Origin of the sequence: Spirosoma radiotolerans (assembly GCF_000974425.1) — a bacterium.
GTDB lineage: Bacteria > Bacteroidota > Bacteroidia > Cytophagales > Spirosomataceae > Spirosoma > Spirosoma radiotolerans.
The window spans coordinates 5,373,119-5,398,236 of sequence record NZ_CP010429.1; the positions used below are offsets into that span (position 1 = coordinate 5,373,119).

At 50.6% G+C, this 25,118-nt stretch carries 23 protein-coding genes and 1 pseudogene; 15 read left to right on the forward strand and 9 right to left on the reverse strand.

The window, feature by feature from the left end:
- Positions 1–525 precede the first annotated feature (525 nt).
- Positions 526–1,233, forward strand: a complete 708-nt coding sequence (locus SD10_RS21825) for a hypothetical protein (RefSeq protein ID WP_046576731.1) — start codon at positions 526–528, stop codon at positions 1,231–1,233.
- Positions 1,234–1,403: 170 nt separating this feature from the next.
- Here SD10_RS21825 and SD10_RS21830 read toward each other — a convergent pair whose 3' ends face one another.
- Positions 1,404–4,823, reverse strand: coding sequence for an ATP-binding response regulator (locus SD10_RS21830; RefSeq protein WP_046576733.1), 3,420 nt, complete (start codon positions 4,821–4,823; stop codon positions 1,404–1,406).
- 449 nt (positions 4,824–5,272) lie between these two features.
- Here SD10_RS21830 and SD10_RS21835 point away from each other — a divergent pair, with 449 nt between their 5' ends.
- The 3 genes and pseudogenes from SD10_RS21835 (at position 5,273) to SD10_RS21845 (ending at position 7,292) form a co-directional block, all read left to right on the forward strand.
- Positions 5,273–5,488 (forward strand): alpha/beta hydrolase, encoded by a 216-nt coding sequence (locus SD10_RS21835; protein ID WP_046576735.1) that lies wholly within the window; start codon positions 5,273–5,275, stop codon positions 5,486–5,488.
- Positions 5,489–5,590: 102 nt separating this feature from the next.
- On the forward strand, positions 5,591–6,367 hold the full coding sequence (locus tag SD10_RS21840; RefSeq protein WP_046576736.1) for an SDR family oxidoreductase: 777 nt from the start codon (positions 5,591–5,593) through the stop codon (positions 6,365–6,367).
- 7 nt (positions 6,368–6,374) lie between these two features.
- A pseudogene (locus tag SD10_RS21845) lies at positions 6,375–7,292 on the forward strand (helix-turn-helix domain-containing protein).
- A 179-nt stretch (positions 7,293–7,471) separates the two neighbouring features.
- Here SD10_RS21845 and SD10_RS21850 read toward each other — a convergent pair.
- Positions 7,472–8,557 carry a DUF4932 domain-containing protein gene (locus tag SD10_RS21850; RefSeq protein WP_046576739.1) on the reverse strand — a complete coding sequence of 362 codons (1,086 nt, stop codon included), beginning with the start codon at positions 8,555–8,557 and terminating at the stop codon, positions 7,472–7,474.
- Positions 8,558–8,617: 60 nt separating this feature from the next.
- Positions 8,618–8,773 (reverse strand): hypothetical protein, encoded by a 156-nt coding sequence (locus SD10_RS29710; protein WP_158500588.1) that lies wholly within the window; start codon positions 8,771–8,773, stop codon positions 8,618–8,620.
- A gap of 10 nt (positions 8,774–8,783) precedes the next feature.
- Here SD10_RS29710 and SD10_RS28875 point away from each other — a divergent pair, with 10 nt between their 5' ends.
- The 4 genes from SD10_RS28875 to SD10_RS21865 all read left to right on the forward strand — a co-directional run bounded on the left by SD10_RS28875 (position 8,784) and on the right by SD10_RS21865 (position 11,759).
- Positions 8,784–9,794 carry a sensor histidine kinase gene (locus SD10_RS28875; protein WP_052731256.1) on the forward strand — a complete coding sequence of 337 codons (1,011 nt, stop codon included), beginning with the start codon at positions 8,784–8,786 and terminating at the stop codon, positions 9,792–9,794.
- Positions 9,794–10,513 carry a LytR/AlgR family response regulator transcription factor gene (locus SD10_RS21860; protein ID WP_046576741.1) on the forward strand — a complete coding sequence of 240 codons (720 nt, stop codon included), beginning with the start codon at positions 9,794–9,796 and terminating at the stop codon, positions 10,511–10,513. The genes SD10_RS28875 and SD10_RS21860 overlap by 1 nt, the downstream gene beginning before the upstream one ends.
- A 331-nt stretch (positions 10,514–10,844) precedes the next feature.
- On the forward strand, positions 10,845–11,009 hold the full coding sequence (locus tag SD10_RS29715) for a hypothetical protein (protein WP_158500589.1): 165 nt from the start codon (positions 10,845–10,847) through the stop codon (positions 11,007–11,009).
- Between the two features lie 153 nt (positions 11,010–11,162).
- The gene (locus SD10_RS21865; protein WP_227699045.1) at positions 11,163–11,759 is read left to right on the forward strand and encodes a YdeI/OmpD-associated family protein; all 597 of its coding nucleotides are present in this window, start codon (positions 11,163–11,165) and stop codon (positions 11,757–11,759) included.
- 152 nt (positions 11,760–11,911) lie between these two features.
- Here SD10_RS21865 and SD10_RS21870 read toward each other — a convergent pair whose 3' ends face one another.
- Positions 11,912–12,520 carry an NADPH-dependent FMN reductase gene (locus SD10_RS21870; protein ID WP_046576747.1) on the reverse strand — a complete coding sequence of 203 codons (609 nt, stop codon included), beginning with the start codon at positions 12,518–12,520 and terminating at the stop codon, positions 11,912–11,914.
- Between the two features lie 103 nt (positions 12,521–12,623).
- A complete protein-coding gene (locus tag SD10_RS28880) occupies positions 12,624–13,583 on the reverse strand; it encodes a helix-turn-helix transcriptional regulator (protein WP_052731257.1) in 960 nt (319 codons plus the stop codon).
- 220 nt (positions 13,584–13,803) lie between these two features.
- Between SD10_RS28880 and SD10_RS21880 the strand changes: the two genes are divergently transcribed.
- The 3 genes from SD10_RS21880 (at position 13,804) to SD10_RS21890 (ending at position 16,115) form a co-directional block, all read left to right on the forward strand.
- Positions 13,804–14,169 carry a chemotaxis protein CheB gene (locus tag SD10_RS21880; RefSeq protein ID WP_046576749.1) on the forward strand — a complete coding sequence of 122 codons (366 nt, stop codon included), beginning with the start codon at positions 13,804–13,806 and terminating at the stop codon, positions 14,167–14,169.
- 252 nt (positions 14,170–14,421) lie between these two features.
- Entirely contained in the window at positions 14,422–15,192 is a 771-nt protein-coding gene (locus tag SD10_RS21885; protein ID WP_227699046.1) for an SDR family oxidoreductase, read from the forward strand.
- A gap of 35 nt (positions 15,193–15,227) precedes the next feature.
- Positions 15,228–16,115, forward strand: a complete 888-nt coding sequence (locus SD10_RS21890; RefSeq protein ID WP_046576753.1) for an NmrA family NAD(P)-binding protein — start codon at positions 15,228–15,230, stop codon at positions 16,113–16,115.
- 103 nt (positions 16,116–16,218) lie between these two features.
- Here the strand turns inward: SD10_RS21890 and SD10_RS21895 are convergent, their stop codons facing one another.
- Positions 16,219–16,578 carry a winged helix-turn-helix transcriptional regulator gene (locus SD10_RS21895; protein ID WP_046576755.1) on the reverse strand — a complete coding sequence of 120 codons (360 nt, stop codon included), beginning with the start codon at positions 16,576–16,578 and terminating at the stop codon, positions 16,219–16,221.
- 175 nt (positions 16,579–16,753) lie between these two features.
- Here SD10_RS21895 and SD10_RS21900 point away from each other — a divergent pair, with 175 nt between their 5' ends.
- Positions 16,754–17,557, forward strand: coding sequence for an NADPH-dependent F420 reductase (locus SD10_RS21900; protein WP_046576757.1), 804 nt, complete (start codon positions 16,754–16,756; stop codon positions 17,555–17,557).
- A 73-nt stretch (positions 17,558–17,630) separates the two neighbouring features.
- On the opposite strand, the gene SD10_RS21905 is transcribed toward SD10_RS21900, so the two are convergent.
- Positions 17,631–18,101 (reverse strand): nuclear transport factor 2 family protein, encoded by a 471-nt coding sequence (locus tag SD10_RS21905; RefSeq protein ID WP_046576760.1) that lies wholly within the window; start codon positions 18,099–18,101, stop codon positions 17,631–17,633.
- Positions 18,102–18,179: 78 nt separating this feature from the next.
- On the opposite strand from SD10_RS21905, the gene SD10_RS21910 reads away from it, so the two are divergent.
- The gene (locus tag SD10_RS21910) at positions 18,180–18,542 is read left to right on the forward strand and encodes a winged helix-turn-helix transcriptional regulator (protein ID WP_046576762.1); all 363 of its coding nucleotides are present in this window, start codon (positions 18,180–18,182) and stop codon (positions 18,540–18,542) included.
- A 215-nt stretch (positions 18,543–18,757) separates the two neighbouring features.
- Positions 18,758–19,360, forward strand: coding sequence for a Crp/Fnr family transcriptional regulator (locus SD10_RS21915; protein WP_046576764.1), 603 nt, complete (start codon positions 18,758–18,760; stop codon positions 19,358–19,360).
- A gap of 156 nt (positions 19,361–19,516) precedes the next feature.
- Here SD10_RS21915 and SD10_RS21920 read toward each other — a convergent pair whose 3' ends face one another.
- Positions 19,517–20,290 (reverse strand): SDR family NAD(P)-dependent oxidoreductase, encoded by a 774-nt coding sequence (locus SD10_RS21920; RefSeq protein ID WP_046576765.1) that lies wholly within the window; start codon positions 20,288–20,290, stop codon positions 19,517–19,519.
- Positions 20,291–20,716: 426 nt separating this feature from the next.
- On the opposite strand from SD10_RS21920, the gene SD10_RS21925 reads away from it, so the two are divergent.
- Complete coding sequence (locus tag SD10_RS21925) at positions 20,717–21,943, forward strand: sensor histidine kinase (RefSeq protein ID WP_046576766.1); 1,227 nt, start codon at positions 20,717–20,719, stop codon at positions 21,941–21,943.
- 826 nt (positions 21,944–22,769) lie between these two features.
- On the opposite strand, the gene SD10_RS28885 is transcribed toward SD10_RS21925, so the two are convergent.
- Positions 22,770–25,034, reverse strand: a complete 2,265-nt coding sequence (locus tag SD10_RS28885; RefSeq protein ID WP_052731258.1) for an ATP-binding protein — start codon at positions 25,032–25,034, stop codon at positions 22,770–22,772.
- Positions 25,035–25,118 lie beyond the last annotated feature (84 nt).

Here is a 25,118-nt window from a genome sequence, read left to right on the forward strand (position 1 = left end):
CCAAACAAAAAATACAGACAACAAATCGTTAGTAAGCAGGCAGCAAGTAAAAGTAGTTTAACAGATGGTTTTTGCATAAATATGCTTGTTTAAGGAGACCCTAACTTAAGGGCCGACATACTTAATCATCAAGCGGCCTATTTATCACCCACGCTGACAAATTATTTTGCTGGAGTTAAGAAGTTAACCCGTCAACTTAGCTACGTATGCTTCAGGTTCTCGTTGAGACGTATCAAAACCGTTCATGGGTAACAACTCACTTCCTTTACTCAAAAATCATTTAATCAAATGCCTCTTTTAAGGTGCAGATATATGATCTGCCTAGTAAAACCAGGGTTTTGAGCGACATGCCGTTAGCTAACACCTGCCGTGTTTTTAACACCTATAGCGCATCTATTCTGTTAACCCATTAACTTACGTTAACCCGTTAACTTACATGCCTTCCGAAATATCGAGCTTGCATTTGACAGAACAGGCGCCAAGGCCTATCGTTTCCAAATCTTATACGATTTACTAGTCTCGGGTATGAAAGTTGTAGCGTTCGTTGGTTTCCTGTTGATGGGGGTGTATTCGGAGGTGGCTGCCCAAAGCAATCAATATATCCGGATTAAAGCGGGGGAGAACTTGACGGGTTCCCTGTCGTTTACGGACCGCTACCAATATCCTCAATTTACCATGGGCAAGCTTGTTTATGCAGCCAACAAGTCGGCAGCAGCTCGATTTAACTATCATCTTTTTTTGAACGAGATGCAGTTTATCAACGCTACCGGCGATACACTCGCCCTGGAAAATGATCCCACCCTTCAACTGGTGGTTATCGGCCCCGACTCGTTTTACTACGAGTATCCCAAGACGTATTGGCAGTTGGTAGGGACCTATGGTTCCGCTCAATTGCTAACGAAACGAACAATGGTTTTGATTGATCGAGAAAAGGAAGGCGGCTACCAACAGTCAATGGGTGCCTCCTCGATACGAACAACGACCACGTATTCAGCTAGTAATGGACCGATAGCCCGGTTAGACACTCATAGTGATATGGTATTTTCAAAAAAAGCAGCGTTCAGATTACGGGATACTAATGGCCAATTTCATCCGGCCAGCCAAGTGGGTTTCTTGCATTTATTCGCTAAAAACAAAGGCATTGTTAAACAATACTTAAAGGAACATTCGATTAAGTTTAATCAGGAAAATGATTTAAGAACTAGTCTCTCGTTTTGTAAAACTTTGCCTTAGGAAAGCAGGGAAAGTTCTACAGACTCTTCCTGTCTGCTAGTCAAACGATGAAGCTTTTGATGAGTTAACCGATTCACCAGATGCCCCATTTACCGACAGCACTCCTCGTCTCAGTTGGGAGCGTTTGGCGAGCGTTTACGCTTATCGTTGCTAGTGGTATTAGCGCAGCGCTAGGCAGGAAGATAGACCGTAAAGGTGGCTCCCTGACCCGGTTTACTACTGGCCGTGATAAAACCACCATGGTTGGCGGCTACTTTTTCACAGATAGCTAACCCGATGCCCGTGCCGGCGTAGTCGCTTTTGGTATGAAGTCGCTGGAAGACCTGAAAGACGCGATCCAAATACTTTTCCTCAAAGCCTATTCCATTGTCAGTAACGTCTATCTGGTGATAATTCATTTCCGGATTAGCCGCTTTAAAGCTGACTGGCAAGGCGGCCGACGAGATAAGGTTAGACTGTATGTGAATTGTTGGGGTAGTCTTAGGACGTCGAAATTTAAGGGCATTACTGATCAAATTCTGAAACAGCTGGCTCAGTTGAGAGCTATCCCCCAGTAGAGTTGGCATGGTCTCGACGCTTATAAAGGCTCCAGTCTGCTGAATGGAAAATTCCAACGCGCTCAGTGCCCGCTCGATGACCTGCGTTATCGACACAGGGCTACTTTTTTGCTGACGGGTAGTGATTTGCGAATACAACAATAAATCTTTGATGAGAATGGACATGCGGCTGGCCGCCGATTGCATCTTGGCCACATAATCGGCCCCCTCCCCCAGCGATGCCGCATACCGACTACTGAGCAGATCCCCGAACGACTGAATTTTACGCAGGGGCTCCTGAAGATCATGGCTGGCGACGTAGGCAAACTGCGACAGGTTTAGATTCGAGCGTTGTAACTCCTGAATGGAAGCCTGCAACTGATGCGTTCGTTCCTGAACCTGCTGTTCCAGGTGATTGGCCAACTCTTTATACCGAGATTCACTAATCTCCAGCTTCTTGAGTGCTTTAACCTGGTCGGTTACCTCTACGACCACCTGTAAGACTCCAATGCGCAGGCCACCCTCCTGATACGGCGTATAGGTAACGCTGTAGTACCCCGTATCCAATTTACCCTGCCGCTTGACGGGAACGGGCAAGGCCTGACCCTGGTAGGTTACCCCCGTTCGCCAAACCTGCTTACAGGCGTCGACGGCCGGATTGCCATCCAGTTCAGGCATGATTTCCAATAGGGGTTTACCCACGACACCCTCCTCCCGGTCAATTAGGGTTAACATAGCGGGGTTGATGAGTTCCACCAGCAGCGCTTCGCCACTGACCAGCATGATGGCTACCGGGGCCTGTTCCAGCAAATTGCGCAGCCGCCGTTCGGCCTGACGACGTGACTGGACCAGACTGACCTGGGTACGCACTCTCGATAATAGTTCGGGGCCCGAAAAGGGTTTCACCAGGTAATCATCGGCCCCCGCTTCCAGGCCTTCGATCCGAGCTTCCTGACCGGCCCTGGCCGACAGAAAGATGAGCGGGATATGACGCGTGGCGGGATTCAGACGTATTCGCTGTAAGAGCTGGCTACCATCCAGCACGGGCATCATTAAATCGCTCAGAATTAACTGGGGAGTGTTGTGCTGTAACCACTCAAGAGCCTGCATCCCATTGGTTACTGTGTTAACAACAAAATGAGGGTCCAGCAGACGTTTCAGGTACGACCGCATGTCGGCATTGTCATCGACAACCAGTATTTGGTGTTGGGGCTCCCCGTCGGTCATGATCGGTTTCACTAAGGAGCTGGTTTCCTTTAGTTCAGGGAGCATGGCACTGGCTTCCTGTAGCAGGAGATTCCCCTGTCCACTTGGCTTGGGCTGACGCTCGGCGTCAACCGCTGGGGAAGTCGATGCTGCCCCCCCCATGGGAATACGCACGGTGAATGTGCTGCCCTTGCCTTCCTGGCTATGCACCTCGATGGTTCCCTGATGCAAACTGACCAGTTCGCTGGCTAGCGAGAGGCCAATGCCCGTGCCTTCGTGGGTTCTTCCCCCAGCATTGGCTACCCGGTGGAAGCGTTCAAACATGTGGGGTAATTCGCTGGCGGGAATACCTACACCCGTATCGGACACCGTTAAAACGGCCCATTCCGCATCTTCCTGCAGCTGTACCTGGATGCTTCCCTGTAAAGTATATTTAAAGGCGTTCGAGAGCAGGTTTAATACGATCTGCTCCCACATGTCGGCATCGACCGGCACCAAAGTCCGTAAGGGATGTCCTACTACCTCGAAACGTAAACCCGCCCGCTCGATCAGGGAGCGGAAACTGCTGGCTAAATTCTGCGTAAATTCCCACAAGTTTGTCGGCCGAAAAATGGCCTTCGTCCGGCCCGCTTCCAGTCGGCTAAAGTCCAGCAGGTTATTGACCAGTTTTAGTAAACGAAGCGCATTCCGATGGATCGTCTCGATCGGCTCCTGGTAGCCAGTAGCGGCTAGGGTTGGCAGTTGCTGCAGCTCTTCCAGGGGACCCAGCATCAAGGTTAGGGGCGTACGAAACTCATGGCTAATATTACTAAAAAAGGTAGTCTTAGCCTGATCCAGGACAGCCAGTGCTTCCGCTCGCTGTTGTTCCTGCTGGTAGGCATACACATTCGAAAACGCCGTCGCTATGGTATTTCCCAGTAAACCATAAAAGTTCAGGTAATCCTCGTCCAGTGCCCGTAAGGCGCTTACCCCGGCCAGTAAAAAACCAACGGGTTGATCCTGGCCGGGCAGTTGAATGGGCAATCGGACAGCCTGATGGGGCGTCTCTGGATAAGGCCCGACGGCCAGTGGTCCAAAGAGAGAAATCAGGTCTGAAAGAATCTCTTGTTGGTCTAGGTTGGCTAGCCAGGGAGTGGATTCCACGTCCAGCGACCAAAGTGGGGATGGTATCGCCTGTTTTACCAGGCCGATGGTTTGCACTAGGTTGGCCCTTTGACCTACATCGACCAATTCATAAAAGAGTAGAAAAGGTAGGTCGAGGGCTAAATCGGTTTGCCAGTCACCTAAGCCCGTGTAAATATCATCTTTGGTCTTGGCACCTCCGGTTCGAGCGGCCACTTCCCGTAGGACATGGGTCCGGCGGGCACTCAACATCTTATCGGTGGTCTCAGTTATGGGGTGAAAAATGCCGCCCACCTGGCCTGTTTCGTCCCGGATAGGGGCGAAGGAAAAGGTCATAAACGCTTCTTCCAGGTACCCATAGCGATCCAAAAGCATTCGCTGATCCTTGATATAGGTGCCTTCTCCCTGCTGGCCCCGGGTAAAGGCATCTCCTACCACGGGCAGGGCCGTTTCCCAGCAAATTCGAAAATTCTGTCCCATCGATTCAGGGTGCTTTGCCCCACAGATCGGCCGGTAGCTATCATTGTAAAGCTGGATGGTTTCAGGACCCCAGGCAATCAAAATGGGAAAGGTGGAGGAAAGGCATAAACTAACGGAGGTACGTAAACTTTGTGGCCAATCGGCAATCGGCCCCAAGGGGGTGGTTGACCAATCCATGGTCCGGATTAGCTGGCCCATCTCCCCCCCGCCAGCCAAAAATGCCTCCGTTGATTCTAGTTCACTCATTGGTTACTTCTGGAACGGACGTTGCTTAGGTTGGTGTCCGTACAGTTGGTTGCAAGATAAGCAAGATGAGTTGAGAATGAATTATCAACCCGCTTGCATCGGCTTTACGCGGCAGGCGTCGTCTTCTGTGTGTATCTACTAAACTTATAAATTCTAGGTAACTTGATCAACCACTGGGTGCAGATTAAGACACGAATGGTCAGCGGACCCATATTTTTCATAAAAAACTTATCCCTTATTGGAAATTTCAGTGCTTTCGGCCAGCGGCCCGACGCAGCGGTTGATTTCGTGTCAAAGTGACCGTCAGACTCCTCAAGCCAATATATAGTTAATTATAAGATTATCCTATAGTTAATCTGACCACCGTGCGGTTCCCCGTGTCGTCCCGGCCGCTAGCGGCCGGGACGCGATCAGCGAAAACAGTTGGACAACCCCATCGACATTTACATTTGAGGGTCAAAAACAATGCCGCTCAGCTTAACGGTAACCCCGTCAAAGTCGCCGTTACTGGTGAAAGTGCGGGAGGGTACATGGCCATCACCGTGAGCATGATGGCCCGCGACCGGGGGCTAGGCCTGCCCATTCACGCTCTGTCGGTTTTCCCCGTGGCCAACAATTTCTTATTTTATTGGAAGGCAAACGACCACTTTTCATCAACCGATTGAATTCATTGCTCTTCTACCCCTTTTTGACTAAACTATACATAGGTCTGGATAAACCTAACCCGTGATGACGTCCCAATTTTGTCCATCAAAACAAAAAGTCAGATGGACATCAAAAACAGCACGATACTCATTACCGGCGGAACCAGTGGCATTGGTCTGGAACTGGCTAAACAGCTACTGACCCAGGGCGCTTCTACCCTTATTATTACTGGCCGGGACGCCGACAGGCTTAGTAAGATTCAAACAGAACTCCCTCAGATTTATACCATTCAGAGTGATGTCAGTAAACCAGAAGATATTAGAAACTTATATACCTTCGTAACCAAGCAGTTTCCCACACTCAATATGATCATCAATAACGCGGGTATCATGCGTAACCTTGATGTGCGGGACGCTAGTCTGAGCCTGGAGACTATAACCGCTGAGATCGATATAAATCTTTCCGGTATCATTCGAATGGTGCATCAATTCCTTCCCCATCTACTTACCAAGCCGTCGGCTGCCATCGTGAATGTCTCTTCGGGTTTAGCGTTCATTCCGTTTCCGGTATCGCCAATTTATAGTGCTGCCAAGGCAGGCGTTCACGCCTACACACAGGTATTACGGCTGCAATTAAAAGAAACCAACGTAGAGGTCATTGAATTGGCCCCACCCGCCACCGACACACCTTTAGGCGATCCTTTCAAAGGGTTGGTCGATAGCGGGATGAATATGATAACGGATAAACTAGTTAAGCTCGCCATTAAAGGCATTATGAATGGTACGAGTGAAATCAAACCCGGTTTAGCTAAAGTGCTAAAAGCGATGAGTCGGATTGCGCCGAATATCACCCTAAACATGCTTGATTCAAGTATCCAAAAAGCAAAAGCTCGAAATTGAATCCCCAATAGCAACTACAATACCGCTTCGAGTAAAGTCGATCACCGATTTCCACCGGGTGACCGGTTTGCCTTCCCCACTTCACCCGCTGATCAGCCTAGTCGACTATTCCCTCATCTGGAATGCGCAGGGCAACAATCCAGCCAGCGCCGTCTTCGATTTTTACTCGATTTCGGTAAAGCGCGATTTGATTGGTAAGCTTATGTATGGGCAACAGCCTTATGATTTTGATGAAGGAGTTATGTACTTTCTGGCTCCCGGGAAGTGCTGCGCATAGAAACGGTCGAAGATACGACCGGCAAGCCATCGGGTTGGCTGCTGCTGATCCATCCCGATTTTCTGTGGAACACCCCTTTATCGAAAAACATCAGTCGCCACGATTTTTTCGGCTATGCTTGTCATGAGGCCCTTTTTCTATCGGAAAAGAAGAGGAAATTATTCATGGAATCAGTCAAAACATTAGTCGGGAGATCCAGGGTAATATCGATCAGTTCTCGCATCAAATCATTATTACCCAACTGGAAGGCCTTCTTCGCTTGCCGATCGGTTTTACAACCGTCAATTCATTACGCGACGTATCAGTAGTCATCGGATGCTTTCGCAACTAGAAGCCTTATTAGACAACTATTTTAATCAAAATGAACAAGTGCTCAATGGGGCTACGTCGGTTCAGTACGTTTCCGAAAAACTTAACGTGTCACCCAATTATTTAAGCGGCCTGCTCAAAACACTGACCGGACAAAGTACCCAGCAACACGTTCACGAAAAACTAATCGCCCTCGCCAAACAAAAGCTGTCTACCACGGACCTAACGGTAAGCGAAATCGCTTACGAACTAGGCTTCGAACACCTGCCATCCTTCAGCAAGTTATTCAAAAATAAAACCAACCAGTCTCCGCTTGAATTTAGGCGGGCGTTTCAGTAAGTGCCTGAATGAATGAGCAAATACATGAATACTACGTCGTCCCAAGCGGGAACCTATTCATGATCGTTTCCTTGTCTCACTGGGGAGCCATTAATGAGAATGGGCCTTTTAGAAAACCAAGCTTATTTTTTAATATTTGTCTAACTCAAGCCGTAGGGTACGGTTCATAGCGGTGTCTCTTAATTTATCACTTCTGGCTTGAGTCGTGCCCATTTTTTTAGCAAGATGGGAAAGTAAGCGGCAAAGCTTGAATAGGTCCTCGTTTGAATATAGTCCTCCAGAATCAGTTGAGCCAGCTGATCGGTGTACACGAAGCCGCTCCGCTGCTCGGCCACCAGTCGCTGCTGGGCTTGCTGAGGGGACCGGTAAGCCCGGCTAAGCGCCGTCGCAATGGCTCGTACCAGTGACTCATCGACGAAGTGCGGCCAGTCGGTGATATTCTGTCGACTCAATAGCTCATTTGGGCGCATTAGATAGCTCAGCGAGTCGATCTGGGCTCGGTATGCTTGCTGAATTGGATTCGTGTACACGTGGCTCCCCTCATGCCAAACCAGGTTGTACACGTCTGCCTCGAAGGTAGGGTCAATCGTCGGTTTGGCCTGCCGATTCCAATACCCCTGTTGGTAGACGATGTACTGACCGTATGTCGGCGACAGCGTCTTGGTCATGATGGCGTGCGCCCCCGCACTGTTGAGCGGATCTAAACAGATGTACCACCGACTGGCCGTCGGTTGGTGGAAAAATGATTCTAATTTCTGTACTACCCCCGCCGAATCGACCTGTCGGCGGTAAGCTTGTCCCCAACGATCGTAGTCGGCTTGATGGGACTGGTAGAAGGCGGCAAATTGACTCTGCTGGGCGAAGTCTATACACAGTGTCAGATAGCGGGTTAAATCGGAACGGGAAAAGTTGTTGAGCCAGTATGTCGAATCAGGTATGGTAAACGATGTTGGGTGTAGTGGATGGTCGAAGCACCAGCCCAGTTCGGGTAGATCGTAGCCAAAGCGGGCGTCGGAGTTGAAGAGAAACAGGACGGCTGGGTGGTTACGAAATTGAGCAAAATGAGCACGAACGGCCGTTCGATAAGGGGAAGCCCCCGGTCCGGCGTGACCGGCCAGGTACTGAATAATGGACAACAGTTCGACGCCAGGATGCACGGTTACCGTCAATTTCTCATCAGCTTTGGCTCCGTAAGGCAGGGCCGACCTGGGCACCTGACTGAAGCAGATGGAACTGAGTAGGAGAAGAAAAAGGATCGTTTTCATGGGTTTAAGGCGAATTAGCGGGAAATGAACCGTCAAAACTAGACTGGCTCCGCTTGCCGGTCAACTTCGATTGACCAACGCCGGATTCGCCTTGATGAACACCGGTTCCAGTTTAACAATTGACTGATCCCGGCTAACCAGGCGTTGGTCGTCATAAATCGGCCGTTTGTCAAGTCGAACCGGATGGCACGCTAGTTTTTTGGTAATTTGAGCCATCGTAAGCAGCATGAAACGGCCCTACCTACTTTTATACCATTTCCTATTTTGGACCCTGTGGCTGCTCAGCGAGGTTGCCCAGCATCAAGCGCGTCACAGCTTTGAGCGGTCGGCGGGACAGACGCTACTCATTAGCTCAGCCTACCTGTTGATTACCCTAACCGCGTTCTATGGAGGGTACGGGCTGGTCTATCGTTCCTTTATTCGCTACGGCTGGGTCGGTCTGGGCCATGTGTTAACAACGCTTAGTTTAATTGTCGGGATGCGCTATCTGGTTGAGTTTGGCTTTCTCAAACCTCTACTCAACTACGATAATTACGCGGTCAACGCCCATTTTAGCTGGGGATGGTTTGTGAAAAATGCGTGTCTATACTACTGGAACTGGGTCATTTACGGCACCCTTTTTGGCTTTGCCCAGCAATACGTGCGCCAGCAGCAACGGGATCGTGAGCAGATGAAGGCGGAGGTAGCCCTATTGCGAGCACAGGTTAACCCGCACTTTCTTTTCAACGCGCTCAACGATATGTACGCCCTAACGCTTACCTGTCCCGAGCAGGCCCCGGACGCGCTCTTAAAATTGTCAGATTTGCTGCGCTACGTATTATACCGGAGTCAGTCAGCGGCCGTACCGCTGACTGACGAAATCGCCTATGTGAAGAGCTACATCGATCTGGAACAAATTTCCCAGCGTGGGCAGGCTCAGGTACATGCGCATATTGACGGGCAGATCAGTGACCAACAGATTGCGCCGATGCTCTTGATTCCGTTTGTGGAAAACGCGTTCAAGCATGGCTCGCTTTTCGATGCCCGGCAGCCCATTACTATTACCTGTCAGGTCGAGGCCAATCAATTATTGTTTCGCTGCTGTAATGCAAAACGGATGGGAAATAAAGATGCTACCGGCGGCATTGGTCTGGCTAACCTGCGTCGTCGACTCGAGCTGGAATATCCGGGGCGACACCAGTTGCAAATTCTTGATTCATCGGCTTCGTTTGCTATTCATTTAACTGTAACCCTGTAATGGCCTTCCCAATCATCCGTTGTGGTATCGTTGATGATAAGCCGCTGGCTATCGAGGTCTTGCGCGCCCACATTACGCACGTGCCGTTTCTAACGCTCGTTCAAGCCACGACTAATCCGCTGGAGGTGCTCACGCACCTCAGTGAAGAACCCATCGATCTGCTTTTTCTGGATATTCAGATGCCCCAGCTGAATGGGCTGCAACTAGCCCGGCTGATCGCCCCTAAAGTACGACTCATTTTTACGACGGCCTACGCCGACTATGCCTTGGAGGGCTTCGAACACAGTGCCGTCGACTACTTGCTGAAACCCATTTCATTTGAACGGTTTTATAAAGCCGTGCTTAAAGCCCGTGCGCTAATTACTTCCCTGGCTTCTACGGTCGCTTTACCGCCCACCACCGAACCGAACCGACCTTATTTTTTCGTTAAAACGGAAACCCGTCTGGTAAAGGTTGATTTCAGGTCGGTTCGCTACATCGAAGCCATGCAAAACTATTCGGTTTTGCACCTGACCGAGGGGCGGCTAATGACCTTACAGCCGATCCACCAACTCGTCCAGCAATTACCCGCTACTCAGTTCGTACGGGTGCACAAATCTTATGTAGTCAATCTGGATCAAATTGACTCGGTCGAGCGGAGCCGAATCTGTATTGGGCAAGCCATAATTCCCGTAGGCGACACGTACCGGGATGACTTCTATCGACGTTTGACGAATTGATCAAATTTAACGTTTAAAAAAGGCATGTCAGTTAAGCGTTCAATTTACCCAAACTGACGGAGATTGCTTAAATGGGGTACAATTGAAAAAGGCACAAAAACATTCACGACTCAAAAATCATCTTCTAGCGAAATAAAGCCTTTAAAGAGACAGCGATTAGTTTATACCTGTCCAATGATACAAGACTAACCATTTGTCCCCAAGATATATACTCTCTCTTGTATGTAATAGTAGCTTACGTTAATTTATACTCGTAGAGTAGATGGACGGCGGTTAATGCTTACGCTCAGCAAAGGATTTACTGTTTTCTGATTTACTTACTCTACTAGCTATGGACCTACTTGAAGTGCTCGCCAAGTGGCTTTTTTGGCTCTTTGATGGAATCGGCGTCAACCTTATTCTTAAGAAGATTGCTAAAGCATTCGACAAAAAGAATGAAGATAGCCCAAACTCAAATAGCAACTTGCTGATTAGCACAAAGCTACCACAGGTATAATTTCTATTTTAAAGCAAGCGCAAGACAAACTCGGTTTTGCTTTCGTACTTTCTACTGAAAGTATGAAAAAGGATCTATATATCCGCACTTGGACTGTCCTAAGCCCAAGTTCTCAATGATATCATTTTCTTATTTGTTGGAATATTATGTTGCATGGACGCTCCTCGCAAGGATAGAAGAATCTTTTTCGTCTCAATACAAATTAATTTACTGATTAATGAGGTAATTCTTTGCGGCAGCCACCCTGTCCAGTCACTAAAAAATCCCATGTACAACTTTACTGCTGACCTTAACATAATCGGCGTAAACCCCTTTGTGTTTGTACCACAAGAGATTTTGGAGCCAATTCTTAACCACCCCAGCAACCAAAAAGGGAAAATTCCGATACGTGGCACTATCAACCAACTGCCCTACCAACAGACTTTAGTCAAATACAGGGGTGACTGGCGGCTTTACATCAACACCAAAATGCTGAAAAATTCGCCCAAACGAATTGGTGAGACCCTTGAGATTACGATCGAGGTTGACCCCACTGACCGACGCCTAAAACTTCACCCCCAGTTAGAAGAAGCGCTGCAGGCAAACCCACCAGCCAAGGCAATATTTGAGAACTTACGCCCTTCGCTGCAACACGAGATCGTGCGCTACATAACTAAGCTGAAAAACCAGGAAAGCATTGACCGAAACGTTGGCAGAGCAATCAATTTTTTGCTGGGAAATGGTCGATTTGTTGGGAGAGCAAAGCCTTAAGCATATGACCGAATGCTTCAGAATAAAATTGACAACGTATAAAAACTGACTTTTCAATAAATAGGGCCTTATTTGAGATTCTACCAAACGGCGAGGTTAATTTGCTTTTCACAGTGCTCAAAGGTCTACCCCTCACTCGGGCTAGACTCGTTCTAAGCTACTAAGCTTGCCTTCTCCTCACGTACGTTGCGCATCCCCTTCGCCCAGGCTAACAGTTGGGCCAGCATTAACTCGACTGAAGTCGTTAGGGAGGCAGTTGGAACAAAGTCACCCGTCCCAAAGACCGCATGCGTTGACACACATACCTGCGCCCGTACGGTGGCGATTTGAAGTTCTGGCAAAATAATCCGTAGCGTCTCGGCAGCGCGGGAGCCAGATGCCCAACCGCCATAACAGACAATTCCGGCCGCCTTATCATTCCACTCCTTGTAGACATAGTCCAACGCATTTTTTAAGGCTCCCGGTATGGAGTGGTTGTATTCTGGAGTAATAAAAACATAGCCATCGAAGCTGTCAATTAATTTTCCCCATCGACGCGTGTGCTCATGTTGATAGTTTTGCAGCGATGGATTGTTGGGCTCATCCAGGTTACCCAGCTCATAATCAGCCAGGTCGATGAGTTGGTAAGCAGCTCCACCGTAAGAGTTGGCCCTCTCGAGAAGCCAGGAAGCCAGCTTGTCACCTCGGCGACCAGGTCGAGTGCTGCCTAAGATAATGCCAATACGGAGTTGAGTGGAGGGCGTTTGGTTCGTAGCATCCATGCGTGAAAAGTGTATTGAGTTAATTATTCTTTTCACAAAGGTCTGATGATGTTTACGGACAAAATAGCCTATTTAGGCGTATTACTATTCGTATCCGGCGAAGCTACGGCTCCTTCTTTATTAATAAGGCCGCCTGGTAGCGTTTGGGGGTGAGGCCATACTGACGTTTAAATAGCTGCGCAAAATGGCCCAAATTAGTAAAGCCAAGCTGGTGACCTACTTCCGATACCGACCATTGGGCTAGTAAGCGCTTGGCTTGCTGTAAGCGAGCTGCTTGATAGTAGGCATAAGGACTGGTGCCGAATACCTGATGGAATAACTGCTTAAGTTTGGTTTCACCCAAGCCCACCGTCTGAGCCAGTTGAGCCAGACTGGGTGATTTGTCTAGCTTAGCGAGCAGAAGAGTCTTCACCTGAAAAATGCGCGCTACATCCGTCGAATGCAATACCATGGAATTACCAATCGAGCGCTGGCCTAGTTCTCGAAACAGCCAATAAAGCAACTCCTGTACCTTGATGCGATAAAATAACCCATTCAACTCATCCTCAGGACGTAGGGCCGTTATCTGCTGTAAGGCTATCTGGATTTCAGGCGTGAGCAAAGCTTCCACTAATCGGGGTTGCTGATTAGTGAATAGGCTTAATGGTCCAGCCTGGGGGTGGCCCAACCAATAAGCCAACACGGTTTTTTCCACGACTAGCCCAACGAAGAAAATGAGAGTGTGTGCGGGTAGGACGGTCCTGACGGTAAGGGTTGTGGAAGCGAGCTGTGCGGTCGACAGGTGACCCGCAGCGGATAGAGCAGGGTCAACGGATTGAAATGAAACCAATAATCGTTCCGACTGATTCTCTTCGGCCAGGCGTTCTACGAGGGTTTCTTCTTGCAGCCAGTAGCGGTGAATGGTCAGCAGTAGACCAGGTTCGATGGAGACCAGCTTAATAAAGCCCTTACCCAAGCTGGGTGGCAACTGTAGATTGCCGTCCACCAGTTGCCCTCCTTGGGCCACGGCCTTGTCAAAGAGCATCCGTAAGCCATTAGCCACTGGGATCGAATGGGTTGGCATCAATGAGTTACTGTGGTTAAATAATTCCCTGTAATGATCGACAATATTGCCGAAACAAATGATAGTAAGTACCCTTTATGACCAACATTAACTAAGCGTAAATTCTCTGTGGTCTCAGGCACAAGCGCCACTTGAGAATGAGCTTTTACAGTAAGTAGGTATATCTAAAAAAGTACCGTATGCCTAATGGCTTTTTTTGAACAGGTGCCCCTAATCGGGGTTGGCCTTCATTGTGATTCTGCATCTGTCGCCCGACTTTGATAGCCAGTTGGGGCCCATTTTACAAACCGTAACCTCACTCCCCATTCGCCAAGTAAACGACAGGCTTAAGATGGAGCCCGGCTCGGTCTACGTTATTTCACCCAATGGTCATCTGGTGATGGAGGATGGCCACCGGGCCGTTTTGCCCAACACCACCCAGGAGAAACGCCGGGCACTGGTTGTTGATATATTCTTTCGTACCCTGGCCGATTTGCACGGGCCACGGGCCGTCGGAGTGGTGCTCTCAGGCACGGGGACCGACGGATCCATGGGTCTTAAGCGCATCAAGGAAAACGGCGGAGCCAGGCTATTGCCACCGACCTGACCGATGAGGTGTTGACCGTCGACCAGATTCCGGGTAAGCTCATGGCTTACCGGCGGGGTCTGGGCAAAGTGGCCATTCCCCAGAAGGCCGACGAGCGGCCCCAGTAGCAGCAGGCCTTGCGTGAAGTCTTTACCCAACTCCGGCTGCGCACCGGCCGGTCCCCAACTACATTTTTTACCTCAGAGGGCTCATTCAGTTGGCTACGTTTAAATCGTTTTTTACCATTTGGTAAATCGTGGGCGATTTGTCGTCGTGACCTTTGTCTTCACAAAGCAAACGATGATGAATACACCCGATAAGCCATTCTCCTTAAGTGGCAAACGAATCATTCTTCTAGGCGGAAGTTCCGGCCTGGGACTCGCCACCGCCAAAGCAGCCGCAGCCGAGGGCGCTCATGTGGTTATTGTATCCAGCCATCAGCAACGGGTCAATGACGCGCTCGCTCAGCTTTCGAGCGATAGTTTAGGGGTTGCGCTCGATCTGAGTCAGGAAGAGAACATACACGAATTCTTTGACCACATTGGGCCCTTTGATCATTTGGTATATACCGCCGGAGAGAACATCAGCCTCAATCGGCTTGAAACTCTCAATATCGCGCAAGCCAAAGACTATTTTGCCGTTCGATTCTGGGGTGCCTTTGCCGCCGTAAAATACGGGGCACCGCACATTAAGTCAGGTGGCTCCATTTGCCTGACCAGCGGCATCACCAGCCAGCGGCCGGGGGCTGGCTGGTCGCTGGGAACCAGTATCTGCAGCGCCATGGAAGGATTCTGCCGGGCCATGGCCGTTGAGCTGGCCCCCATACGCGTCAATATCGTTTCGCCCGGCTTGGTCAGAACCAATTTATGGAGCGGCATGAACGAGGCCGACCGGGCAAATTTGTTTGAATCAATTGGTAACCAGTTGTTAGTCAAGCGGATCGGCGAGCCGGAAGAAATCGCCCAAACCTTTTTATTTATGATGAAGCAGCCCTTTGCTACGGGGCAGTGCTTTACGATAGACGGTGGGGCTTCATTGGTCTAGCGTTTATTTCTTTCTCGCTATATTCCTTAAAAAACATGATTGCAATCCTTGGAATCACCGGCCAGGTTGGCCAGGTAATCGGGGAACTGTTGCTCCATCAACACCAACCCATCCGGGCCGTTGTTCGGAATCCGGCCAAGGCAACCCAGTGGGCAGCCCGGGGGGCGGAGGTCGTAGCCGCTGATTTACTCGATGCAGCCGCGCTCACCCAAGCCTTTCGCGGTACCGAAGCCGTTTTTATTATGACGCCACCGGGGCTGGATTTGGAGAACGTCCTTGAGCAACACCAGCAGATGGTAGCGGCTATCAGTATGGCATTAAAAAGTGCCCACCCTAAAAAGGTCGTTTATCTCTCCTCCATTGGTGGTCATTTACTCCATGGCACCGGGGCCATCCGTAAATTGTATGACCTGGAACAGGCGCTTACGCGGCTACCCATACCCACCGCGGGTATCCGGGCGGGCTGGTTTATGGAGAACTTTATCGGCAGTATTCCGGGGGCGGTTCAATCGGGACAACTACACAGTTTTTTGAACCCTACCGACCTACTTATTCCAATGGTTGCCGTCCAGGATATTGGTCAGCTAGCGGCTGAACTGCTGACTCAGTCCTGGACGGGAGCCCGTATCCTCGAGCTGGAAGGCCCCTGCCGGTATTCAGCCGACAACGTAGCCTCGATACTGGCCTACCATACCGGTCGGCCGATTCGGGCGGTGGCGATCTCACCTGCCGACTATGAACAAACCTATTCGTCGTTTGGCTTCACTCAGGATGCCTCCCGGCTGATGGCCGAAATGAACGACGGGTTCAACCGACAGTGGATTGTCTTTGAAGGCGGTAAGGCCGAGCCTGTATACGGGGAAACGTTGTTAGAGGACATGCTCAGGACGCAGGTAACAGAAGGATTAGGGGCGAAGCCGTAAGCCCTGCCAGGAGAAAACGCCTTCACTAACCCGAAATGCCGGTCTACTATGTCGGGGACAGGGTACGGGAGCGCTCTTTTTTAGAAGCCTACGACGTATGGCCTTATTCGCTCATAATTTTTTGTCGGTGCTTCAACCCAAATTCGATTAAGGCCAGAATCGCAGGCTCTGCGGCAAAGGCATGCTCGGTAATGGCGTACGTAACGGTAATCGGTTTTGTGTTATTGATCGTTCGGGTGATCAGTCGATTGGCTACTAAGTCCTGCAATTCTTCCGCTAACACCTTGGGTGAAATACCGGCTGAACGTTCCTGTAACGCGCTGAATCGCAACGCTCCATGGACGTGTAAGGCCAGTAAAATGCCAAATTTCCACTTGCCACTCAAGAGCTCAATGGCATCACGAAGCGCTACCATCTGCTGGTTTAAGCGCTTTTCATCGGGTGTGCATGTTGTCTGGGCCATAGTAATAGGGACTTACCTACGGGTAACGGATAGTAACGATACGATTCGTTTAAAATAAGTTTGCCCCAGGCTCGCCAACACAACCGTTACGCTAGATCGGGAACGCAATCTGGCTGTCGACGATCGGTTGTAGAGAGCCGTTCAGGTAACGAAGTAGGAAATATAGATGAATAGGATGAAGCAACCAATTGGGATCATTGGTACCGGGAACGTGGGTAGTGTTTTAGCCAAACGGCTGGTTGCCCTGGGCTACCCGGTTAAGGCGACGAACTCTAGGGGTCCAGGCAGTATGCATGCGTTTGCCGCCGAGACAGGAACCAAGGCCGTTTCCCTTGACGATATAACGCAGGAGGTGGACATGCTGATCTTGGCGATACCCTTCGGCCGTATCAGTGAGGTGAGTCGAGGGCTCCAGCTTCCCGAGAAAATCATCGTCGTGGACGCCAGCAACTACTACCCCGATCGGGATGGAGCGATACGGCCAGTCGATCAGGGCTTACCCGAGAGCGTGTGGACAGCGCAGCAATTGGCTCACCCCGTTGTTAAAGCGTTTAACAGTATTATGGCGTATAGCCTGGATCACAACGCCAGCTCCGGTCAGGTTGATCACCGAATTGCCTTGCCGGTTTCGGGGGATGATCCCCTCGCCCGGGCAACGGTTGGGGCGTTGGTGAAAGCGCTTGGCTTCGCCAGCTACGATGCGGGTGGGTTAGCGGCTTCCTGGCGGCAGCAGCCTGGCCAGCCCGCTTACTGCACGGACGCTTCGCTGGATGAATTACCGGTTCTGTTAAGCAAAGCGAATCCAACGCGGGCTGCTCAACGACGTGATCAAGCCGTGCAGGCCATGGCCAGGCTTCCCTCGACGTTTCCGCCCCAGAAATTGATCCGCGTTTCCCGGCTCTCGGCGGGTTTGGACCGGTTCAAGTGGTCAAGCTGGTCGGCACTGATTCATCTGGGGTACAGCCTGCTGCGTGCTTAGCCCGCTATGCTTAACGCAACGGACCTGTTCCGTCAACAGAACGATCCTGCAGTCTAAGCTAAGGTATGGCTACTTAGTCTTGCTGGCGGGCATCTTCATACGCCTGGTTAACCAGGTTCGAATTGCCTTCCTCAAAGACCGGCGTCATTTGCAAACGGGTAATCTTCCAAACGCCATCCTGCTTGATCAACCGGTGCTCATACCGGGCGTAAATAAACCAGTAGTCTTCACCCACACTGACCGCTTGGCGATGTAACGCTCTACCGTAGGAGTAAACATGCGCTTGCTGCTGATCCAAGGTGACTTCATGGTTAAATGACATATGCATCGTTATCATGTCTTGGTAGGCTACCTTGGCCCAGGCCACCAGGTCATCGGCCTTAATGGTCTGTGCTGGTTTGACCCCGCCAAAATCAATGGTCAATTCATCGGCGAGTAAGGTACGCCAGTGGGTAAAGTCTTTTCGGTCCGTGGCATTGAGTCCCTCAACCAGCGATTGAATGACGGTGATGGTGTCGGTTGTTTGCTCCTGAATAGTTTCCATACCTTTGTTTTTTTGTTTCAGCAAACGTAGCGTAGGGCAAGGAAGGGGGCAATAACTCACCCGAAAATGAGTAGGGATATGGCAACGATTAAAAAAGTAAATTCATCCACGAGTCTGAACGAAGCGGTGCTGGAAGAGGCCTGTCGTTTCAATGAAGTCATGCGGCTGATTGCTCCCCAATGGAAGATGCAACTTCTGTTTTCGATCCAGTGGGGAGACAACCGGTTTAGCTTATTGAAAAAAGTATACCCTTCTCTTTCGGACCAAATGCTCAGTAAACGGCTGACCGAGTTGACCAAGGAGGGGTTTGTCAACAAAGTGACCGCTGCTGACCCCAAGCATGTGGTGGTGACGTATTATCTGACCCAAAAGGCCGACGAACTACTAACCCTGGTTCCCCGCTTCTGCGAGTGGGGCGAAAAGTGGCTTGGGTCGGACTAACAACCCGGGGATGTAACCCTTACCCATCAACAGTACGACGCTTGATGAGACAACGTGTCATTGACGAAAAGCCACAGTGGTTCTGCCACTGCGACGTATACGGGCAGAAGCAGCAGGTGCAGAGACGCTCGCGACAACGCTGCCTGTTTATTCAGATCAGTAGTCATTCAAGCCGAAAGTGGTAGCGTAACCGTTCGTAAACCAGGTACTTCATTATGAACCTCGACTTCGCCTTATTTCATACCTTCCTGAACCAATACCAGCAGATTCCGGCTACTGATTTTGACCTGATTTGTCAGCATATGCAGTGGCGGACAATAAAGGCGGGGGACCACCTATTGGAACAGGGCAAAACAGCCCGGGAATTGTTTTTTGTCACCAACGGCATTTTGAAAATTATCTCCACCAGCGAGAAAGGTAATGAGGTGATCCAGTTCTTTGTGAAGGAAAACAAGTTTTGCACGGTCCTCTATAGCTTTATGGGGCAGGTGGTTTCTCAGGAAGGTATTATGGCCGCTACCGACGGGGCGGTCTTTGTCTTTAGCAGACCCCAGTTACACCGACTCTATCAACAGCTTCCTTCGGTTAAAGAGCTCTTTGAAGGCATCATCCAACAGGCCCTGCTGGATAAGATTCAACTCCGCAATAGCCTGATGGGTGAAGAAGCGACTACTCGCTACCTTAAATTTATGGCGCAGCACCCTGACATCCTGCAACGGGTTCCTCTGAGCGATGTCGCGTCCTATCTGGGCATAACCCAGCAATCGCTGAGCCGGATCCGGCGAAACCTCACGTTGTCAGGAACAGGAAACGACTGATTGTATTCAAGGGGAAGACAAGTGAGGGAAGCGCTGCTGGCGGGTGCTCAGAAAAAAGTACAGGTACGGGTAGCTCAGTTAAGGCGTACGATTTGTTTTTCCTAAACGGCCTGCTTTACAAAGTGACACCGGTCATCGTCCGTATTTGTGGATGACTCAGGCTGGCAGTTCTACCCCCGTAAACTCCTTGCACTGGGTGAGGTATCGTTGCTGGATTGTAACATTTCTGGCATCCGGATAAACGGCTTGTGGTTTCTGATGGTAATAATACCCGCCCGATGTGAGCACCTGCGGATCGGTAGCAGAAGCCAGCCACACCTGAGTTAGTGGCGCTTGCTGTAAACTGTCGGGCGCGTAAGCTCCGCCCATTTTGGTGGCCACCCAGCCAGGCTCCAAGGCATTGCTGAATACGTCTGGCCACAAGCGAGCAACCGCCAAGGCAAGCAATACATTCTGCAGTTTTGAGTCCGCATAAGCCTGGAAGCCATTCCAGGGCCTTTTCTCCCAGTTAAGATCCCGTAAGCTGCTGTCCCCATCCCGATGCAGGCCAGAGCTTACATAAATAAGCCGCGAAGGTTTATGGATAAGTGCCGTTAGCAGATAGGGCGCCAGACTATTGATAGCCAGCACGTGGGACAGGCCATCGACGGTGGTGATCCGGTTGGGTTCCCGATAACCGACGGCGGCATTATGAATGATGGCGTCGAACTGTCCTAATCTATTGACCTGCTCAGCTAGACCGACCGTCTGGGTCAGGCTAGAGAGATCGGCGATGAGCACAGTTTCTGCCGAAGGGTTGGCTTTCCGGGCTATCTCTGCCCGTTGTTCATTGCGGGCATGAAGAACAACCTGATGGCCTTCCCCTAGCAAAAGCGCGGCTGCCATTTTGCCCAGCCCATCCGAGGAGCCAGTAATAAAGATACGAGCCATCCGTAAGTAATTAACCAAGTCAATTTATTTAGCCCCTCTCCTTATTGGAGGCATAACTGGGGGGTTATATCGTCGACAAAGTTCCGCATGTGTGACTGAATACGAGTTACCAAATGGTAAAAAGAGGCTGCTGAAGGATACATTTCTCTTCGTAGGACCAGGGTAAGTCAATTTACCAGCGACGCACACGAATTAGCGAAGGTGCCCTCCAATATGATACAATGGCGTTTACCATAACGTCCGAATTAATGAGCGGCTACAAGAATACTCCGTCGTCTCAGACGGGAGCCTATTTATGAACGTTTCCTCGTCTCACTTGGGAGCGTTTTAAGAACTATAGTTTAATGAATTAACTCAGTAGGGATAATCCAAAAAACTAAATCGGACAATGATGATTAGAACGCTGTAGCTTATCTTTACTCTTATATGGTTGATAGTCCTGAAACGCTCGATAATGAAGCCATTTTCCGCGCCCTGGTCATGGAATCGCCCATTCCGATTGCTCTGCTGGTGGGTCGGGAATTGATTATCACTGTAGCCAATCAAGCTCAGTTAGCCGTATGGGGGAAAGGAGATGCTGTCTTCGGTATGCCCTTAGCCAAAGCCATCCCCGAGATGGAAGGCCAACCCTTTCTGGCCATCCTGGATGAGGTCTTTACCACGGGCGTTACATTCGCCACCAACAACACCCCCGCCCAGATGGTAGTCAATGGAGTCTCCAAGACTGTCTATTTTGATTTTTCATTTAAAGCCCTCAAAAACAAGCAGGGGGCGGTGTATGGCATTATAGCGACGGGCGTCGAAATTACCCAACAGGTGGCCACTCATCAAGCGCTGCTGTTGAGAGAAGAGCAGTTACATCAGCAATCCAGAGACCTCGACCAACAAGTGGCTGAGCGAACACTGCAGTTGCAGGATTCGATTCAGGACTTGAAGCGATCTAACCAAAACCTGCAACAGTTTGCCTATATCGCTTCGCACGATTTGCAGGAGCCACTTCGCAAAGTACAGCAATTCGGTGACCTTCTCCAGGATCAATACCGCACCGAGTTAGGACAAGGCGTGACGTATTTAGAGCGCATGCAGCAGGCAGCCCATCGGATGTCGAATCTAATTCGAGACTTATTAACCTATTCGCGGATCTCTACCCAACGAGATACCAGTCGGCTGGTATCGCTCACGACGATCGTAAAAGTGGCGGTCCAGAACGTATCGCCACTGATCCATGAAACAGGTGCAGCCATCCAACTGAGTGACTTGCCTGAGCTAGCCGGTGATGCCTCCCAATTAGAACAATTGTTCCAGAATCTGCTCTCCAATGCCCTTAAATTTCGTACTCCAGGCGTGGCACCCCAGATTCAGATCCTGTCGAGTCGTGTGTTGGCCCATGATTTACCGAAGGAGTTTAGGCCCCACCGAGCGGTCAGCGGCTATTATCGGATTGACGTAGTAGACAATGGGATTGGTTTTGAGGAGAAATATCTGGATCGCATCTTCCAGGTCTTTCAGCGCTTGCATACTCGGAATGAGTATGCCGGAACGGGAATTGGCCTGGCCATTTGTGAGAAAGTGGTAGCCAATCATGGGGGCTGGTTAACGGCCCAGAGCCAACCGGGCCATGGAGCAACCTTTCGAGTGTACCTGCCCGAATAAAAGCTGGCTACCGAGCAGTGAAAGGGCTACGATTTGACGTTCTATTTTGATCGTCTGAGCTGTATAACCTATTACTTTCTAGTTAGTGTAGATGCTCTAAATGAGCGTTCGCTGAGAATAAGCCACGGTCAATCTCAATATAAGCGAATGTAGGCTAGAAAACCTATATTACCAATTTCCATCTCGGGAGAAACCCGCAAAGGGCAGTCAGGATCTTTGCCGCCATTCAATAAGTAGAGCGGGATCATTCCAACCCTACTAACTCTAAACGAATCAATAAAAGGGAACTGCTGATTTCCTTGTGATGAAAAATCAATATACTTATCTACTTATTCTGCTGTAGGTTAACATCCTGGATAAGCAAAGCAGCCGGAATCTATTGATTCAGTTTGAGGGACCTCTCCTTAACCAGCAACTTGATTCCGCCACTAGCATTGCTAGTGGGTTACGAATATTGATTGGGCAAGATGCCAATTTTAGGTCTAGTCCTCACCCAGCCGATACGTTTTCCAGCTTTAGATTATACACGCTGGTGGCTGGCCAACAAAACGTGATTTATCAGCAAGACCCAGTGCAGAATTCACTGTGGCTCAAGCGAAAGCACAATCCTTCGGCTGCTGACTATGGCTGCAAGCAAGTGGTTTATCCATTGACAATCACGGATGCGTTATTAAAATAAAGGCATTACGAGCTTACTTTACTACTATCTATTCTAACAAAGCGGGCGTTGGCGTTTATTTGCCTGTTATAAAGAGCGTTATGTTGGACAGTTGCTAGAAAACAAGCATCTCTTAAAACCTTAGTGATAGGTAAACTAGTCAATAAGCTAGGCGGGTAGGTAAATGGAGAAGATAGCCCCTTCTCCGGGTTGACTATGGGCCGTGATAGCACCTCCGTGATTGGTTACTACTTTTTCACAAATCGCCAGGCCGATGCCCGTACCCGCAAACTCGCCCTTGCCATGCAGCCGCTGGAAGATCTGAAAGATGCGCTCGACATATTTCTGCTCAAAGCCAATGCCATTATCCGAGACGTCAATCTGGTAGTAGGCCGGGGCCATTCGAGTTGGACGCACCGTAAGCGGTAGCCCCCCGGCCGCCAGGCGATGGCTGCTGACCCGGATTTTCGGCTGGGCCTGGGGGCGTCGGAACTTGAGGGCGTTACCCAGCAGGTTGGCAAACAGTTGACCCAGTTGTGAGCCCTCGCCCACGATGGTGGGAAGGGGTTCGATGATCACCTGGGCACCGGTTTCCTCAATCTGCAGCTCCAGATCCGACAGCACGCCCGCCACTATTTCGCTTAGTGAAATGGGCGTTCCGGCTTCTTGACGGGTCGAAATGCGCGAGAAAGTCAGCAGGTCTTTGATCAGGATGGACATGCGGCTGGCTGCCAGCTGCATCCGATCGAGGTACCTAACGCCCTGGCCAAGTTGAGGACCGTACTGGCTTGTGAGCAAGTCGCCAAACTGCTGCACTTTCCGCAGCGGCTCCTGCAAATCATGGGAGGCAATGGAAGCAAACTGCTCAAGGTTATCGTTGGAACGTTTGAGGTCACGGACCGACACCTCCAACTGGGCGGTGCGCTGCCGAACTTGCTCATCGAGGTGGGCCGATAAATGGCGGTACTGCGCTTCGCTGTTGCGCAGCGCTTCATCGGCTTTGATACGTTCCATGGCCGCCCAGATGCGTTCGGTTACCTCTTCGATCAACTGGATCTCAACCGGCCTCCAAGGCCGTGGACGCGCGGAGACAGCGAGGATTACCCACATGGGCTGGTGCGCTCTCTGCCGCAGGGGCGACGCCACCAGGGCCGAAAAGCCCCAAGCCCCCATAGTCTGTCGATCCAGCTCGGTCAGTCCTTTCGTTTGGCCCACCTCGTCGATGACCAGTGTCCCCTCCGAAACGATCGAAAAGGCGTCGGGCAAATCTGACCGACGAAGGCACTGGGGCATCGGGGGCAGCCGGTCGTTACCCACCTGGTGGGTGATATCGGCTTGATCGTCGGTTAACCGGTAGACGGCAATACAACAGCGATCCAGTTGCAGATGCTCGGTCAGCAGTTGCAGGGCTTGGTTGGCCAGAGCATCCGCGTCGGACTCCAAGCGCAAACGATCCGAAAACCTCAGCAGGAAGGCTTGCTGACGCTCGTGCCGTTTGCGTTCAGTGATGTCTTGGAAGAGAACGGCGAAATGGTCACCCCCGTGGGGGTAGGCCGAAATGGTATACCAACGCCCAGTGTTGTCCAGCGGATGCTCGAAATGCACCGGTTGGTTAGTGTCCACGGCGCGCGCATAGGTGTCAATCCACCAATCATCGTAGCCAGGAAAAACTTGGCGGGCGGTGCGTCCCAGAAAGTCGGCGCGCCGGGCACCGATTTGTTGCTCAAAAGCGGGGTTCAATTCCAGAATCCGGTAATCCGTGGCCCGCCCTGCCTGGTCGCGTACGAGTTGACAGAAAGCGTAGCCTTCGTCGATGGTTTCGAACAGGGTACGGTATTTTTCCTGCGATTGGCGCAGGGCTTCTTCGGCGCGGGTGTGTTCCGTTATTTGGGTATCCTGGGAAAGGATGATGGCCGCGGCCTGGGTAATGGCCTTGGCTAAGGCCGCTTCCTGAGCCGTGGCCTGATGGACGTCCGGAAAGTAGAGGGCCAAACTACCGATGGCTTTGCCCTGCCGGGTCAGGATCGGGTAGGAGCTGGCGGCTCGAAACTGATGAGCGGTGGCCATAGGCAGATAGGGTTGCCATTGTGGGGCCTGGAACACATCTTGGGTGTGAACGGGGCGGCCGGTAGCCATGGCATAGCCGCTGCAAAACGAGTCGTCGCCAACGGGAAAGCCATTCAAGGGGGCCGTGTAGGCTGGGTCCATGTCGCCCGCCCCTTCGATGGCATGTAAGCGTTTGCCGTCGGGATAGGCCAGATAAAAGGCCGTGCGCACCCCGATTTCCAACTCCAGTTTGACTATTCGAGCGAGTATGTTCAAGGAGTTGACCAAGGGCTCGCCGTTGACGGCCGCCTGAAAGGCCTGGTTCTGGATTCGGGTGCGCTGTGTAGCGGCAGCCTGCAGTGGATCGGGTTGTAATAGGCTGTTCATGGCCGGGCAAAGGCTCTTTGGCAAACCACTAAGTTACCATATGGTTTTAGCCCACCAAGTTAGTCGATAATTGTCCTTATTCAA